The organism is Bradyrhizobium sp. RT6a, assembly GCF_040547675.1.
In the GTDB taxonomy this organism is placed as follows: domain Bacteria; phylum Pseudomonadota; class Alphaproteobacteria; order Rhizobiales; family Xanthobacteraceae; genus Bradyrhizobium.
In genome coordinates this window covers 1,117,427-1,131,425 of the sequence record NZ_JBEPQC010000001.1, presented here as the reverse complement: position 1 = coordinate 1,131,425, position 13,999 = coordinate 1,117,427, and the positions used below count along the sequence as shown (strand labels likewise).

Below are 13,999 nucleotides of genomic sequence, written 5' to 3'. Positions count from 1 at the left end.
CTGGGTCACTGGTTGACGGCGTGGATCGCGGGTGCGGCCGCCGCCTCGTTGCGGTCGAAGCCGGCGCGGGTCTGCACGACGTAGAGCGGGCGACGTTTCACCTCGGCGTGGATGCGGCCGACGTAAAGCCCCACGATACCCGTCATCAGCATGTTCATTCCACACAGCAGGGACACGACGACCATCGTCGAGGACCAGCCGGTGACGAGATGACTATCGTTGCTGAGCCACAACAGGATCACCCAACCGCCGTAGAGCAGTGCGAGTCCCGAGACGGTCAATCCGCACCAGATTGCGAGCCGCAAGGGCAGATCGGAAAAGCCGAGCGCGGCGTTCATCGCGAGCCGCACCATCTTGAACAGTGGATATTTGGTCTCACCCGCTGCGCGCTCGAGGCGGTGGAAGGTGACCTCGGCCTGCCGGAAGCCGAGCCAGGCGATCATGCCGCGTACGAAGCGGTCCTGCTCCGGCATCTGCCGAAGCGCGTCGAGCACCTTGCGATCGATCAGGCGGAAGTCGCCGACATCGGCGGGAATGCCGACCGAGGACATCCTGCCGAGAAGCCGGTAGAACAGATGCGCGGTCGCGCGCTTGAATCGGCTTTCGCCGTCGCGCGACAGGCGCCGGGCGTGGACGATGTCGTTGCCTTCCTGCCATTTTGCGATCAATTGCTCGATCACTTCGGGCGGATCCTGCAAGTCGGCATCCATGACGATGATCGCTTCACCTTGCGCGGCGTCCATGCCGGCAGTAATGGCGATCTGATGGCCGAAATTTCGCGACAGGCCGATATAGCGAAAGCGCGGGTCGCGCGTGGCGAGCGCCTGGAGCACGATCGAGCTGGAATCACTGCTGCCGTCGTCGACGAAGATTGCTTCTGCCGGCCCGTCGAGCCGGGACAAAACCAGGTCGAGCCTGCGCAGCAGCACCGGCAACACCGCTTCCTCGTTGAATACGGGGATGACGAGGCTGTAGCGGATCGACTGGAAATTGGCCGCCATGCGAGAGAGTCCAACTCGTTGCAGGAGCGGAAGTCTATGCCGGCGGTCGTTAAGGTCGCCTTGCCACAACCATTAAGGATATGGGGCACCGCGGGTGGCCTCCAATAAGCGGTGCGGGTGGTGACGCGCGATTAACCACGCTGGGCAGCCGCGGCTTTGGCCCAGGACTTGCGGCCTAGGACTTGCGGCCTAGAACCTGCGGCGGATCTTGTAGAGAACAAATCGCTCCGAAGTGTCCAGCGCTTCCAGCAGATCCGGCAGCGGGTTTGCGACCCGCGGCCCGAGGACGTAGAGATAGTCGTAATCCTGGTGCCAGGTGCGGACGAACGGCGGAACGCCAGCCGGCGGCCGGCTTGCCGCAATCGCGGTAAGCACGCCCAGCGGCACCGGCCCCCCGTAGGGAATGGCAAGATGGCGCACGTCCTCGCGGGCCCGCACGGGCTGCTTGCCCGCTTCCGTGAATAGATTGGGCACGAACGCGTTGGCATAGTGCACAGCGAGCGTAGGCGCATAATACATCGGATATGAGGTAAGGTCGGCGAAGGGCGGGTCTCCATTGTCGTCCGTGCTGGCGACCAGGATGCGCGAGCCGCGATCGATCTTGTGGAACGACTCGACGATGGCCGCATAGTCGGTGCGGTAAGGCAACCACACCGCGAGCACGACGGCGAGATTGATCAGTATGACGCCACTGATCGCGGCGAGCGCTGCCATTCTCCATGCTCGGCTGGGCAGCGTCATCGAGCAGAAGGCCGGCAGGATCAGAGCCGCAGCGGGAATCACGCGAAGGTCGACGAACGAGGTTCCGAACAGCTTCGAGGGAATGACGACGTACAGCAGCGCGAAGCCGATCGCGAGCCAGATCCCGGCTGCCTCGAGCTTGAGGACGCCGCGTCTTGCCGCGAAAAGCAGCGCGATCGTCAATGCCAGCCCGGTCGCCGCCGCGACCGTCAGATTGTAACCGTTCATGATGCGCAACGGCCAGATCGGCTTGAATCCGAGGAACCAGCTCGTTCCTTCGCTTCCGATCGATCCCGCGGTCATGCGCATGATCCCAAACAGGGCAAGCGCCGGTAGAGCCAGCGCGCCGAGCCGCGCGGCGGCGACCCCGTACGAAATTCGCCCATGGCGGATGCGCGAGAGCTCGTAAAGGCCGAGCGTCGCGCCATAGATGCCGAGGGAGAAGAAATGCGCCGTAAACAGCGCAGCGACGAACACCATGTTGACGACGAAACGCAGTGGCCATGGGCGTTCCGCGAGCATCAGATAGACGGCGATGCCGCAGAGAGCGAGGCCCAGTCCGAACTCGAAATTCACGAAGCCCCAGGCGAACGGCAGACAGTAAAGGAAAGCCAGCGCCGCAAAGCCGGCGAGATGGACCCGTCCCTTCCGGGCCCATTCGAGCAAAAGCGCGCCCCCGACGATCAGCAATTGGCTCAGGAGCAGAAACAGCCGTGTGGCATTCTCGACGCTGATCAGCCGTGCCATCTGCGGGACCAGCAGATCCATTCCAAGGTTGGGATAGAATGCCCAGGCCACTTCGTAATGCGGATTGGCGTTGGGGGTGCCGTTCTGGCTCAGGATATACATCCGGGCGAGATGATTGGGATAGTCGACCATCGCGGGGATAGGGGTCAGCAGTACCGGAAGAAACGACGCGGTCGCCAGGACAGCAAGGACGGTGATCGCCACCGACCGGTCCGAGCCAAGACGGGCCCGGATTGTCGAGGTCGGCTTGTCGGAAGGAATCATGTCATCGGGCCGCTGCAGTTTGAGCTTACGCTCTACGATGGCGCAGCCGCACGACACAACGTCATAATGCGAACTTCGCGAGAATCGAACAGGGGTCGCCGCTGCAGCGGAACGAGGAGCCCGTCACCTGGCGCGTTGCACGCGGACTCGTGCTGACGGGATTGCGGCCTGCCTATGCCGGCTACTTCACCGCCGCGCTGATCGAGTTGAATTTGCCGCTCAGGAGTGCGCTGCCCGTATTGTTCACGGCCGCGATGATCGCAAACGCGATCCCGGTGGCGATCAGACAATACTCGATGGCAGTGGCACCGTTTTCATCGGCAAGAAATGACTTGAGCAAAGTCATCGTCAACTCCTGTTCATCCGTCCAACTTAGGCTGGTGCCGTTTTCGGAATGGTAAATTGATTCACTAATTTTTCGTGGGCGCATCAAAACGCAGGTGGATGGTCCTCACCTGCCGTTTGATATGGTGTCATCGATTGACTTAAGGTTTCGTCACCCAATTCGGACGCATTTGGCGATGTCGTCATGGCGTCTCAGGACGAGATCTGGCGTTCCGGCGCGGCCTTCTCGGAGCGTTTCAGCACTGCTGCCAGGCGTCCGACCAGATAGCTCATCGCCCACGGCTGCGCCCGCGCGGAGCGGCCGGCGGGGCTTTCTTCCTCGGCCGCGTCGTTGACGATGCCGATGTAGTTTTTTCTGGCGTCCTGCTGCTGCACGAGGCTGTGAATCCCGAGTCTAATCAGGGGCGAGCATGCTGCGCTGAGCGGGTACCGGCGGTTAATTTTGTCTTCCGTAGGATTACGTGCCGCCGCCGGCCGCAGGTGGACGCTGAAAGCGCGGGCTTGGCTTAACGGATTGTTGAGCCTGTTCTCGAGCGGGGTGCCGGGCTCAGTCACCGACGTCCGCATTCAGCGCCCGTAACACCGCGATGCGGGCGAACATCATCCAGCCGCCGCCGGTCTCGGCCGCGTTGATCAGGGTTTCGATCGCGATCTGCCAGTGGCTCGCATGCTGCGTATCCTCGGGCAGTCGCATGATGTGATCGGCAGCTTCTTGCAGCGTCCGCAGCTTGCGCCCGCCACGTAACGAAATGGGGTCGTCGAACGCGGTCGACCAGGGCATGTCAGGTCGGCCGACCGGCGAGGGGAGGTATCACGGCGTAGCCGCTGGTGCGATGCTGCTAGCCGGCCTTCTTCGCCCGCGCCTGCGCGCGCACCGGCTTGTCGGCTTTTTTGGGAGCGGCTTTCGCAGCAGCGTCCTTGCCGCCCTTGCCGGCGATCGGCAGCAGCATCTCGCGCTGGCCTTCGACGCGCTTCTTCGGCTTCTTGCCCTTGACGGTGTCCTTGGTCGCATCCCTGGCCACCTTCACCGCGGGACCTGCGTCCTTCTCGTTCGCGATGCTCTTCTTCAGCGCGTCCATGAGGTTGATGACGTTGCCGCCGGTCTTCGGCGCCGCTTTCGCGGTGATGGGCGCGCCGCTGCGCTTCTTGTTGATGAGGTCGATCAGCGCGGTCTCGTAATGGTCCTCGAACAGCTCGGGCTCGAACGCGCCGGACTTCTTCTCGACGATGTGCTTTGCAAGGTCGAGCATGTCCTTGGTCAGCTTCACGTCCTGGATGTCGTCGAAATAGTCCTTCTCGCCGCGCACCTCATAGGGGTAGCGCAGCAGCGTCCCCATCAGGCCGCTCCCGAGCGACTCCAGGGCGATGATGTGCTCGCGGTTGGTCAGCACCACGCGGCCGATCGCGACCTTGTCCATGCTCCGGATCGTCTCGCGGATCACCGCAAAGGCGTCGTGGCCGACCTTGCCATCGGGCACGAGATAATAGGGGCGGATCAGATAGCGGCTATCGATGTCGGTCTTCGGTACGAACTCATCGATCTCGATCGTGTGGGTAGACTCCAGCGCGATGTCGTCGAGTTCGTCCTTGGTGACCTCGATATAGGTGTCGGTGTCGACCTTGTAGCCCTTGACGATGTCCTCCGAGGTCACCTCGTCACCGGTCTCGGCGTCGACCTTGAGGTACTTGATCCGGTGCCCGGTCTTGCGGTTGATCTGGTTGAACGAGACCTTCTCGGTATCCGAAGTGGCCGGATAGAGCGCGACCGGGCAGGTCACGAGCGACAAACGCAGAAAACCCTTCCAATTGGCGCGGGGGGCCATGGGCTACTCCAAACGCAACGGGGACAGAACACGAAGATACCATCGGGGAACAACGAATCATAGCAAGGCGGTTCGCTGAATCTTGCAACTGCGTTAACCGGCCGCCCGGTGCGCGGTTGCAGCCTGATCCGGCCGCAAAGGCCGGAACATCATATCCCATCATGCGTTGCCACGGGACATTCCGCCGCGAGGAGTCGCGGCCATCCGACGCGACGCCCAGAAATTGAGGTCACCATGGCAACCACGCGAGACCAACGTCAGATCGTGGAAACTCCAACCGAGGCGCGCCAAGGCGAGCCCGGGCCGTCGGTGGCGGCGCTGCTCGCCATATCCACCGGGCTCGCGATCCTGATCCTCGCCGTCATCTGGTTCGTGTTCTTCCGGACCTGATCGGCAGATCGACCGGACGGTTCGCACCTTCCGACTCGCCGCGTAACGCGGCACATTGCGCCCGCCATGCCGCCGGTTCGTCCGATGGCCTGGCGGGCGCAGTGCGTTGACCGCGAACAGGTCGGATATGACCAAAAAGTAACGCGGCCGGTTCCCCGTGTTCATATTCAGTTCACGCCGGAATTGCTCATCTGTGCGGGTGTTCATGCGGCCTAATCCTGGAGAGAAGCGTGCGCCTGCTCGTCGTTGAGGACGACCCCGATCTCAATCGCCAGCTTACCAAGGCCCTGACCGACGCCGGCTATGTCGTCGATCGCGCCTTCGACGGGGAGGAGGGGCATTATCTCGGTGACAATGAGCCCTACGATGCCGTGGTGCTCGACATCGGCCTGCCGAAGAAGGACGGCATCTCGGTGCTGGAAGCCTGGCGGCGCAACGGCCGCACCATGCCGGTGCTGATCCTCACCGCGCGCGACCGCTGGAGCGACAAGGTCCAGGGCTTCGATGCCGGCGCCGACGACTATGTCGCAAAGCCGTTTCACCTGGAGGAGGTGCTGGCGCGCATCCGCGCGCTGCTGCGCCGCTCCACCGGCCACGCCCAGAGCGAGCTGAGCTGCGGCCCCGTCACGCTCGACACCAGGACCGGCCGGGTCAGCGTATCAGGCAATCCCATCAAGATGACCTCGCACGAATATCGGCTTCTGGCCTACCTGATGCACCATTCGGGCCGCGTCGTGTCCCGCACCGAGCTGGTCGAGCATCTCTACGACCAGGACTTCGATCGCGACTCCAACACCATCGAGGTCTTCGTCGGCCGCATCCGCAAGAAGCTCGACGTCGACATCATCCAGACCGTCCGTGGCCTCGGCTATCTCCTGACCCCGCCGGCCCCTGGCGCTTGAAGCGCGGTGTCTCGAACTATCTTGTCTGGACGTATCTTGGCTTGACGGGCGGCGCGGCAGAGGCCTTGTTCGGGTCATGAGTTCCGACGCCATGCCACCCCGCGCCTCCGGGATCATTCCGATGCCCGCCAGTTCGCTCGCGAACCGCCTGTTCCTGTCGGCGACCGCGTGGCTCGTGGTGATCCTGGCCATCACCGGCGTGGTGCTGTCGTCGGTCTACAAGAACGCCACCGAGCGCGCCTTCGACCGCCGGCTCAATCTCTATCTCCGCACGCTGATCGCCGAGGTCGCCACCCCCGACGAGCCGCCGGATCGCCAGTTCCAGTCGCTCGGTGAGCCTCTGTTCGAGCTGCCGTTGTCCGGCTGGTACTGGCAGATCACGCGGACCGACACCGAAAAGCCGGAGGTGCGCTCCTCGCGCTCGCTCTGGGACAAGAAGCTGCCGAAGCTGGAAGAGCAGGGCACAGAGCTCACCGCCGCCGGCATCCGGATCGCTTATGTCGACGGTCCCGAGGGACAGAACCTGCGGATGGTGGAGCGGCCGGTCGATCTCGGCGCGGACGGCAAATTTCTCGTCAGTGTCGCCGGCGACGATACCGAGATTTTCGACGAGACGCGCAGTTTCGATTACTACCTCGGCGGCACCTTCACCGCGCTCGGCATCGTGCTGCTGCTGACCACGGTGTTCCAGGTCCGCTTCGGTCTCGCGCCGCTCAAGCGCATCTCCGAATCCATCGCGGACATCCGGTCTGGGCGGGCGGAGCGACTCGAGGGCGAGTTCCCGGTCGAGATCGCGCCGCTGGCGCGCGAGACCAACGCGCTGATCGACGCCAATCGCGAGATCGTCGAGCGCGCCCGCACCCATGTCGGAAATCTCGCCCACGCCATCAAGACGCCGCTCTCGGTCATCGTGAACGAGGCCGGCGCGCATGCCACCGATCCGTTCGCGGCAAAGGTGATGGAGCAGGCCGACGTGATGCGCGACCAGGTCGCCCATCATCTCGAGCGCGCGCGCATCGCGGCGCGGGTCTCGGTCGTCGCGACGGTGACGGAGGTTGCACCGGCCATCGAGGCACTGCGGCGGACCATGGAGAAGATCCACCGCGGCCGCGGCATCGTGGTCGAGGCCGAGGCCGATCCGTCGGCGAAATTTCGCGGCGAGCGGCAGGATCTGGAGGAGATGGTCGGCAATCTCGTCGACAACGCCTGCAAATGGGCGGCCTCGCGGGTCTTCATCGAAGTTCTAGTGGAAGCGCCCCATCAGACGAGCGCCGGTCCGCGGCTGCATATCGTCGTCGACGACGACGGCCGCGGCCTGTCGGAGGCCGAGCGCGCGCAGGTCTCACGGCGCGGCCAGCGGCTCGACGAGTCCAAGCCGGGATCTGGGCTTGGGCTGTCGATCGTGACCGAGCTCGCTGCGCTCTACGGCGGCAGCCTCTCACTTGGCCGCGCGGCGACCGGGGGGCTGCGGGCGGAGCTGGTCCTCCCCGGAATATAATGCCTTGTTCCGACATGACTATTTGGCCTGCGGCACGTCGATCCGGACGAAACCCGGGGTATTCGGAGCGACTTCCTAAACGGCTTCTTAAGTGGGCCCACCTATGATCGGGCAGGACGGATCCCACGTCCGCCATTTTACCGTTCATTACCCGGGCGCATGAGCCAGACATCGATCGAGCGGCTGAGGGAATATCTCGCGCAGCTCCCGCCGCAGGCGCAGGCACTGCTGATGCGGGAGTTCGAGCGCGCGCTCGAGCGTGGCCAGGACACGGCCGTGGCAACGCTCGTGCTCGACCAACTGCGCAAGATCGTCCGCAAGACGGAAGCCGACGCGGCCCCACCGCCGCGTACGGACGATCTGTCGCGGTTACTGTTCCAGGTGCTGGAACCATTCCTGGTCGAAGCGGGCGCCCCGATCCGGGCCGGGCAGATCCGCCGCTCTTCGCTGGCTCCGATCTGGCAATGGCTCGGCCGCGACGGTGCTCCGGCCAAGCTGAGCGAATTCGAGGTGGCGCTAGCGCGCATGCCGGCCGACAGTGCAGGGCAGGTCGAAGCGCTGGCCTCGAAGCTCCAGGCGGTCGCCGCGGATGCCATCTTCGAGCTAACGGGGCCGGGCGGGGGTGACAAATCGCGTGCGCTCGCCCGCGTCGGTCCGCCCAACGTGATCGAGGATCTCTATTCGACCGGGGCGGTGCTCGCGGTCCGCGACGCCATCGCCACCTTGAACGAGAAGCTGCCGCGCTCTTTGCGCGCCTTCAGCGATGCCCAGATCGCCTCAGTGACTGCCGCGCTCAACATTCCCGTCCTCCAGACGCCGCAGATGCTGCCCTTCGCGCTCTCCATCGTCACGCAGCGGATGACCGCGCCATGGCAGATCATCCGCCTCGCCATCAAGATTGCCGCGTCCGACGACGAGATCCGTGTCGCGGCAACGCCCTATGGCGTCGCCGTCACGATGGCGCTGCATGATCTGTCCTGCGTGGCCGCCATCCTGCGCATGGACATCAAGCGCGGCCATTTCGACAATGTCGCCGGCAATCTCAAGACGCTGCACGACGGCGTCCGAGGCCTGCGTACCGAGCTCGACCTGCGCAACGATTCCGCCTGGGGCAAGCAGTTGACCTCGATCCGGGCCGACATCTCCAACGCGCTGCAATCCGAGATCGACAGTGTGCCCGGCCGCGTCCGCCGCATCCTGCGCCAGCGCGCCGAGAAGGACATTCCGCCGGGCGCGCGGATCGACAGCACCGAGGTCGAGGAAGCCGTGGCACTGATCGATTTCGTCGCGACCTGTCGCAATTATGCGAGCGAGCTTGCGATCAACGAGGTGACGCTGCGCACCTATTCCGACCTCCAGCAATATGTCGAGCGTTCGACCGAGCAGCTGGTGCAGTCGCTGCGTGGCGCCGATCACAAGGTCCGCACCTATCGGCAGCAGCAGGTGCAGGCCGCGATCCGCTTCTGCCAGGTGCTGTTCGGCGATGATTATGCCTCGCTGATGAGCCGCGCCGCGGAGAACGCGGCCACGGGCGAGCGCAAATCGTCGCGCGCGAGCTGATCCAGGCGCATATTTTGTGATCACAATTTCAGGTTGACGGTGTCGGTGGCCGGCCCTACGGTCGCCGTGCAAATTCTTGATATTTCTATCTGTGGGCGCATGAAATCCGTTATCAGTTCCATCGAAATCGAGAATCGCGTCGTCGTTGCCAAATATCAAAGGCTGATGGTCGGCGCGAAGGTGGTGCTGGTCGAGAAGGCAAGCGGTCGCCAGTTTCCTGAGACCGTCACCAGGGTAGCATCGCCCGTTCCCGTCGGGGCGTTGCGCATCAGATTGCCCGATGCAATCGAGCCGGGAACATACTTCCTGAAGGCCTTCAACGGGCATGGCGAGGACGCCGCTCAAAGTGCGGACTTCGAGATCGGCTAAGTCGTTGGATTTTCACCATTTCGGGACTGTGCGCGGTCGCGCCGAATTGACAATTGTCAATTGCCGCATCATCCGGCCGTGGTGTAAAGCCACCTGTGGGCGCGGCTTGCGCGCCGCCGGAAGCTTGCCAGATGACGCTATGGTTCGTGTTCGCGCTGATGACGGTCGCGGCGATCTTCGCCGTGCTTTTGCCGCTCGGCCGTAGCGGACGCGCGCAAAATCAGGGCAGCGAGGTCGCGGTCTACAAGGACCAACTCGCCGAGATCGAGCGTGATCTTGCCGCAGGGCTGATCGCAGCGCCCGAAGCCGAGGCCGCGCGCGTCGAGGTCAGCCGCAGGTTGCTCGCCGCGGCCGGCAGCGAGCAAGCAACGGCGCCGAAATCCAGCGTCAAATGGCGCCGAGCGGCGGCCGTGCTGGCGCTCGCCGGCCTGCCGCTGGTTGCGATTGGTGTCTATGTGCCGCTCGGCTCGCCCAGGCTTCAGGACTTTCCGCTGGCGCAGCGGGAGCGCGGATCCGGGTCCGGCATGGCGCAGTCGCTCGAGAATCTGGTCGTGCAGGTCGAGCAACATCTGGAAAAGAATCCGACCGACGGCCGCGGCTGGAACGTGATCGCGCCCGTGCTGGAACGGCTTGGTCGCTTCGACGACGCGGTGCGCGCCTATCGCAACTCGCTCACCTATAATGGCGAGAGCGCGGAGCGCCGGTCCGATCTCGGCGAAGCGATGTCGGCCGCCGCCGGCGGCGTCGTGACCGCCGAAGCCAAGGCCGAGTTCGAGCGCGCGCACGCGCTCAGCGCCGACGACCCCAAGGCGAATTATTTTCTCGGTCTCGCCGCCGAGCAGGACGGCCGCAAGGACGATGCCGCCAATATCTGGCGCGCGCTGCTGGCGAAAGCGCCGGCGGATGCGCCGTGGCGCCCTCTGGTGCAGACCTCGCTCGCGCGGGTCGGCGGCGGTGGCGCTACGATGCCGGCGCTGTCGGATGAAACGCTCGCAGCTTCCAAGGACATGAAAGAGGGCGATCGCAACGCGATGGTTCGCGGCATGGTCGAACGGCTCGCCACGCGCCTCAAGCAGAACGGCGACGACGTCGAGGGTTGGCTGCGCCTGGTGCGCGCCTATCTCGTGATGGGTGATCGCGACAAGGCGGTGGGGGCATCGACCGATGCCCGCCAGGCGGTTGCCAATGATGCAGCGCGGTTGCGCCAGCTCGATGAAGGCCTCAAGACACTCGGGCTCGACGGATGACGACGTCAGGACGAGACGGGCAGGGAATGGATACGCCATGACGCGCAAGCAGCGACGTATGACCATCATCGGCGGCTCGCTTGCCGTGCTCGCGCTCGCGGCCGCGCTGGTGCTCAACGCCCTGCGCGACTCCATCGTGTTTTTCTCGACGCCGACCATGGTCGCCGAGAAGCACGTCGCGCCCGGCAAGCGGTTTCGCCTCGGCGGCCTGGTGCAGCCCGGCTCGCTCCAGCGCGGCGCCAATCTCGTAGTGACCTTCGAAGTCGCCGACGGCGGCGCAAAGCTTCCAGTCGCCTTCAAGGGCATTTTGCCTGATCTGTTCCGGGAAGGGCAGGGCGTCGTCGCCGAGGGCGCGCTCGACGCCGATGGCGTGTTCAAGGCCGACACCGTGCTCGCCAAGCACGACGAAACCTACATGCCCAAGGACGTCGCGGATGCCCTGAAGAAGCAGGGGCACTGGAAGGATGACTACGGCGCCAAGGCTTCAGATAGCGTCAAGCCCGCGGCTACGACCGCACAGGGCAATCCGCAGGGAGCAGTTCGGTGATCGCGGAATCGGGACATTATGCGCTGGTGCTGGCGCTCGGACTGGCATTGATTCAGTCCATCGTGCCCCTGATCGGGGCGCGGCTGCGCGATGACGCGCTGATGAATGTGGCGCGCTCCACTGCGCTGGCGCAGCTCCTGTTCGTCGGTGCGTCGTTCATCGCGCTAGTGATGCTGCACGTAGCTTCGGATTTCTCGGTTGCCAACGTCTACGAGAATTCCCATTCCACGAAGCCGCTGCTCTACAAGATCACCGGCGTGTGGGGAAACCATGAAGGCTCGATGCTCTTGTGGGTGTCGATCCTCGCGCTGTTCGGCGGATTGGTCGCGGCCTTCGGCAACAATCTGCCGCTGCCGCTGCGCGCGCATGTGCTGGCCGTACAGGCGTGGATCGCCAGCGCCTTCTATCTCTTCATCCTGGTGACCTCCAACCCATTCCTGCGCATCGCAAACCCGCCGATCGAGGGACGCGATCTCAATCCGGTGCTTCAGGACATCGGTCTCGCCGTGCATCCGCCAATGCTTTATCTCGGCTACGTCGGCTTCTCGATCTCGTTCTCCTTCGCGATTGCGGCGCTGCTGGAGGGGCGGATCGACGCCGCCTGGGCGCGCTGGGTGCGGCCGTGGACGCTGGTCGCCTGGATCTTCCTGACCCTCGGCATCGCCATGGGCTCGTACTGGGCCTATTACGAACTGGGTTGGGGTGGCTGGTGGTTCTGGGACCCGGTCGAGAACGCCTCGCTGATGCCGTGGCTTGCCGGCACCGCGCTGCTGCATTCGGCTCTGGTGATGGAGAAGCGCAACGCGCTGAAGGTCTGGACCATCCTCTTGTCGATCCTGACCTTCTCGCTATCGCTGCTCGGCACCTTCCTGGTGCGCTCGGGGGTCATCACCTCGGTGCATGCCTTCGCGACCGATCCAACCCGCGGCGTGTTCATTCTCCTGATTCTCTGCCTGTTCATCGGGGGCAGCCTGTCGCTGTTCGCGGGGCGCGCGACGTCGTTGAAGCAGGGCGGCCTGTTTGCGCCGATCTCGCGCGAGGGGGCGCTGGTGCTGAACAATTTGCTGCTCACGGTCGCCTGCGCGGTGGTGCTGTTCGGCACGCTCTATCCGCTGGCGATGGAGATGCTCGCCGATTTCAAGATGTCGGTCGGCGCGCCGTTCTACAACCTCACCTTCGCTCCGCTGTTCACGCTGTTGCTGCTCGCCGTACCGTTCGGGCCGATGCTGGCATGGAAACGCGGCGATCTGCTCGGCGTCACCCAGCGTCTGCTCGCGGCAGGCGTTGCCGGGCTTGTCGCCGCCGCCATGGTCTGGGGCTGGGTGCTCGGCGGGAGCGCGCTGGCGCCGCTCGCGATCGGGCTTGGCGTCTTCGTCATCGCCGGTGCCGTCACTGATATCGTCGAGCGGACCGGCCTCGTGCGGTTACCTTTCGCAACGGCACTGCACCGCGCCCGCGGCCTGCCGCGCTCGGCCTGGGGCTCCGCTTTTGCGCATGCCGGCCTCGGCGTCGCGCTGATCGGGATCGTCTGCGAGACCACCTGGAACAGCGAATATATCGCGACCATGAAACAGAGCGACGTCGCCCATGTCGCCGGCTACGAGGTGAAGCTCGACGGCTTGTTTCAGCGTCAAGGGCCAAACTTCCACGAGATGATCGCCGAATTCAACGTCAGCAGTGACGGCGAGAAGCTCAGCGTGATGACGCCGTCCAAGCGCAGCTTCACCACCCGCGGCTCGTCGACCACGGAGGCCGCCCTGCTGACGCGCGGTGCCAGCCAGCTCTACATCTCACTCGGCGACGCCACTGCCGAGGGCGCCATTGCCGTGCGCATCTATCACAAGCCGCTGGTGCTGCTGATCTGGTGGGGACCTGTGCTGATGGCGTTCGGCGGCGTGCTGTCGCTGTCGGATCGGCGCTTGCGGGTGGGTGCGCCGAAACCGGCGCGGGCCAAGCAGCGCCTGCAGCCGGCGGAGTGAACCGATGCGCCGGATGATGGCCGCGTTCGTCGCGCTGATGCTGCTGGCCTTGCCTGCGGCGCATGCCGTGCAGCCTGACGAGATCATGTCGGACCCTGCGAAGGAGTCGCGTGCACGCGACTTGTCGCGCGAGCTGCGCTGCATGGTCTGCCAGAACCAGTCGATCGACGATTCCGATGCGCCGCTGGCGCGCGATTTGCGGCTTCTGGTGCGCGAGCGTATCGCGGCCGGCGACAGCAATTCGCAAGTGCTCGATTTTCTGGTCGCGCGCTACGGCGAGTTCGTGCTGCTCAAGCCCCGGTTCGAGCGCCAGAACGTGCTGCTGTGGCTGCTCGCGCCGCTGCTGCTGATTGGCGGCGGCTTGGCGCTATGGCTGCAAATCCGCCGGCGCTCGCGAAATGGTGCGGATGTCCCAGCTCCGCCGCTCACGCCCGAGGAAGAGGCGCGTCTCGCCGCATTGATGTCGGACGAGGCCACATCGCGTTAGCTTCGTCGCTGCATCAAAGCGGGCACTGCGCGGGCGTTCCTGGAACTTCGTTAAGTTCCTGCAGGTTCGCGATTTTCGGCCGCGATAAACTGCCGCATC

General features: G+C 64.5%; 15 protein-coding genes. 9 read left to right on the top strand and 6 right to left on the bottom strand.

What is annotated here, in order from left to right; translation table 11 throughout:
• Positions 1–5 precede the first annotated feature (5 nt).
• From ABIC03_RS05495 to ku, 6 genes are all read right to left on the bottom strand, one after another.
• On the bottom strand, positions 6–1,001 hold the full coding sequence (locus ABIC03_RS05495; protein WP_275167746.1) for a glycosyltransferase family 2 protein: 996 nt from the start codon (positions 999–1,001) through the stop codon (positions 6–8).
• A gap of 189 nt (positions 1,002–1,190) precedes the next feature.
• Positions 1,191–2,753, bottom strand: coding sequence for a hypothetical protein (locus ABIC03_RS05490; RefSeq protein WP_354056171.1), 1,563 nt, complete (start codon positions 2,751–2,753; stop codon positions 1,191–1,193).
• 181 nt (positions 2,754–2,934) lie between these two features.
• Positions 2,935–3,099: a Flp family type IVb pilin gene (locus tag ABIC03_RS05485; RefSeq protein WP_275167744.1), complete on the bottom strand. Its 165-nt coding sequence runs from the start codon at positions 3,097–3,099 to the stop codon at positions 2,935–2,937.
• A gap of 191 nt (positions 3,100–3,290) precedes the next feature.
• Complete coding sequence (locus ABIC03_RS05480; protein WP_354056169.1) at positions 3,291–3,665, bottom strand: hypothetical protein; 375 nt, start codon at positions 3,663–3,665, stop codon at positions 3,291–3,293.
• Positions 3,646–3,879 (bottom strand): hypothetical protein, encoded by a 234-nt coding sequence (locus ABIC03_RS05475; protein WP_354056167.1) that lies wholly within the window; start codon positions 3,877–3,879, stop codon positions 3,646–3,648. The genes ABIC03_RS05480 and ABIC03_RS05475 overlap by 20 nt, the downstream gene beginning before the upstream one ends.
• 58 nt (positions 3,880–3,937) lie before the next feature.
• Positions 3,938–4,921, bottom strand: coding sequence for a non-homologous end joining protein Ku (ku, locus tag ABIC03_RS05470; RefSeq protein WP_354056165.1), 984 nt, complete (start codon positions 4,919–4,921; stop codon positions 3,938–3,940).
• Positions 4,922–5,155: 234 nt separating this feature from the next.
• On the opposite strand from ku, the gene ABIC03_RS05465 reads away from it, so the two are divergent.
• From ABIC03_RS05465 to ABIC03_RS05425, 9 genes are all read left to right on the top strand, one after another.
• Positions 5,156–5,311: a hypothetical protein gene (locus ABIC03_RS05465; RefSeq protein ID WP_007593402.1), complete on the top strand. Its 156-nt coding sequence runs from the start codon at positions 5,156–5,158 to the stop codon at positions 5,309–5,311.
• A gap of 230 nt (positions 5,312–5,541) precedes the next feature.
• Complete coding sequence (locus tag ABIC03_RS05460; protein ID WP_247349962.1) at positions 5,542–6,213, top strand: response regulator transcription factor; 672 nt, start codon at positions 5,542–5,544, stop codon at positions 6,211–6,213.
• A 121-nt stretch (positions 6,214–6,334) separates the two neighbouring features.
• Positions 6,335–7,711, top strand: coding sequence for an ATP-binding protein (locus ABIC03_RS05455; RefSeq protein ID WP_354056163.1), 1,377 nt, complete (start codon positions 6,335–6,337; stop codon positions 7,709–7,711).
• A gap of 159 nt (positions 7,712–7,870) precedes the next feature.
• On the top strand, positions 7,871–9,271 hold the full coding sequence (locus ABIC03_RS05450; RefSeq protein WP_354056161.1) for a hypothetical protein: 1,401 nt from the start codon (positions 7,871–7,873) through the stop codon (positions 9,269–9,271).
• Positions 9,272–9,370: 99 nt separating this feature from the next.
• A complete protein-coding gene (locus ABIC03_RS05445; protein ID WP_354057503.1) occupies positions 9,371–9,640 on the top strand; it encodes a hypothetical protein in 270 nt (89 codons plus the stop codon).
• A 131-nt stretch (positions 9,641–9,771) separates the two neighbouring features.
• Complete coding sequence (ccmI, locus tag ABIC03_RS05440) at positions 9,772–10,887, top strand: c-type cytochrome biogenesis protein CcmI (protein WP_354056159.1); 1,116 nt, start codon at positions 9,772–9,774, stop codon at positions 10,885–10,887.
• 37 nt (positions 10,888–10,924) lie between these two features.
• Positions 10,925–11,434 carry a cytochrome c maturation protein CcmE gene (gene ccmE, locus ABIC03_RS05435; RefSeq protein WP_354056157.1) on the top strand — a complete coding sequence of 170 codons (510 nt, stop codon included), beginning with the start codon at positions 10,925–10,927 and terminating at the stop codon, positions 11,432–11,434.
• Entirely contained in the window at positions 11,431–13,413 is a 1,983-nt protein-coding gene (locus ABIC03_RS05430) for a heme lyase CcmF/NrfE family subunit (protein WP_354056155.1), read from the top strand. Before ccmE ends, ABIC03_RS05430 begins: the two co-directional genes overlap by 4 nt.
• A gap of 4 nt (positions 13,414–13,417) precedes the next feature.
• Positions 13,418–13,900, top strand: a complete 483-nt coding sequence (locus tag ABIC03_RS05425) for a cytochrome c-type biogenesis protein (protein WP_275167736.1) — start codon at positions 13,418–13,420, stop codon at positions 13,898–13,900.
• Positions 13,901–13,999: the final 99 nt, after the last annotated feature.

Coding starts and splice junctions, on each gene's coding strand:
- ABIC03_RS05495 (WP_275167746.1), bottom strand. CDS start 1,001: ATGGCGGCCAATTTCCAGTCGATCCGCTACAGCCTCGTCATCCCCGTA.
- ABIC03_RS05490 (WP_354056171.1), bottom strand. CDS start 2,753: ATGATTCCTTCCGACAAGCCGACCTCGACAATCCGGGCCCGTCTTGGC.
- ABIC03_RS05485 (WP_275167744.1), bottom strand. CDS start 3,099: ATGACTTTGCTCAAGTCATTTCTTGCCGATGAAAACGGTGCCACTGCC.
- ABIC03_RS05480 (WP_354056169.1), bottom strand. CDS start 3,665: ATGCGGACGTCGGTGACTGAGCCCGGCACCCCGCTCGAGAACAGGCTC.
- ABIC03_RS05475 (WP_354056167.1), bottom strand. CDS start 3,879: ATGCCCTGGTCGACCGCGTTCGACGACCCCATTTCGTTACGTGGCGGG.
- ku (WP_354056165.1), bottom strand. CDS start 4,921: ATGGCCCCCCGCGCCAATTGGAAGGGTTTTCTGCGTTTGTCGCTCGTG.
- ABIC03_RS05465 (WP_007593402.1), top strand. CDS start 5,156: ATGGCAACCACGCGAGACCAACGTCAGATCGTGGAAACTCCAACCGAG.
- ABIC03_RS05455 (WP_354056163.1), top strand. CDS start 6,335: ATGCCCGCCAGTTCGCTCGCGAACCGCCTGTTCCTGTCGGCGACCGCG.
- ABIC03_RS05450 (WP_354056161.1), top strand. CDS start 7,871: ATGAGCCAGACATCGATCGAGCGGCTGAGGGAATATCTCGCGCAGCTC.
- ABIC03_RS05445 (WP_354057503.1), top strand. CDS start 9,371: ATGAAATCCGTTATCAGTTCCATCGAAATCGAGAATCGCGTCGTCGTT.
- ccmI (WP_354056159.1), top strand. CDS start 9,772: ATGACGCTATGGTTCGTGTTCGCGCTGATGACGGTCGCGGCGATCTTC.
- ccmE (WP_354056157.1), top strand. CDS start 10,925: ATGACGCGCAAGCAGCGACGTATGACCATCATCGGCGGCTCGCTTGCC.
- ABIC03_RS05425 (WP_275167736.1), top strand. CDS start 13,418: ATGCGCCGGATGATGGCCGCGTTCGTCGCGCTGATGCTGCTGGCCTTG.